The following is a 973-nucleotide window of genomic DNA, read 5'->3' on the forward strand; positions in this document are numbered from 1 at the left end:
GATAATCGAACCATGGAAGAGAATGAACTACTACGTCTTCGTAAAGAAAATAAGCAATTGCTGATGGAAAATGATATTTTAAAGCAAGCAGCGCTGATAATGGGACGAAAATAGAACTAATTTTATCAAACAAGGAAAAGTACAGTATTAGCGCAATGTGTAGAACGTTAAGCATCCCCAGAAGTCTAATTTATTATAAGAAAAAAGTTCGGGTATATAATACGCAGCTTGAAAATGAAGTTATATCAATATTTAGAGAAAGCAAAAACAATTATGGTTCAAGAAAGATAAAAGTAGAATTAAAAAAGCAAAATATAATTGCCTCAAGGAGAAAGATAAGGCAAGTTATGGATAAGTACAGGTTAGTTTCTAATTATACTGTAAAGCAGTATAAGGTCCATAAGACCAGCTGTAATGAGGAAAAGGTAGATAATATAGTAAATAGAGAATTTGATAATAGAAGCGATTTAGAGATAGTAGTAAGTGATCTTACATATGTTAATGTGGCTGGTAAATGGCATTATATATGTTTATTAATCAACCTTTTTAATAGAGAAATAGTGGGATATTCATCAGGCCCTAAAAAGGATGCTGAATTAGTTTATGAAGCATTTATGAGCACTAATATAAATTTAACTAAAATAAAAATATTCCACACCGATAGGGGTAATGAATTTAAAAATAAGATAATAGATGAAGTTTTAGAAGCCTTTAAGATAAAGCGTTCGCTAAGCAAAAAAGGATGTCCATATGATAATGCTGTTGCTGAGGCTAGTTATAAAATTATAAAAACAGAATTTGCATTTAACAGGATTTTTAAAAGCTTGGAAGAACTAAAAAAGGATTTACGAAGTTATGTATTATGGTATAACAATAAACGTATTCATAGCGCTTTAAATTATATGACACCAATAGAATATCGCCTAGCAAATATGACCGAATAAAATTTGTACAATAAAGTGTTGACAATCCA

1 pseudogene is annotated in these 973 nt (G+C 29.8%); it reads left to right on the forward strand.

The annotated features are described in order from the left end of the window. Positions 1-944: pseudogene (locus LGK97_RS19595) on the forward strand (IS3 family transposase); the annotation flags it as partial. Positions 945-973 lie beyond the last annotated feature (29 nt).

Source organism: Clostridium sp. CS001 (assembly GCF_020443565.1).
Taxonomy (GTDB): domain Bacteria; phylum Bacillota; class Clostridia; order Clostridiales; family Clostridiaceae; genus Clostridium_AD.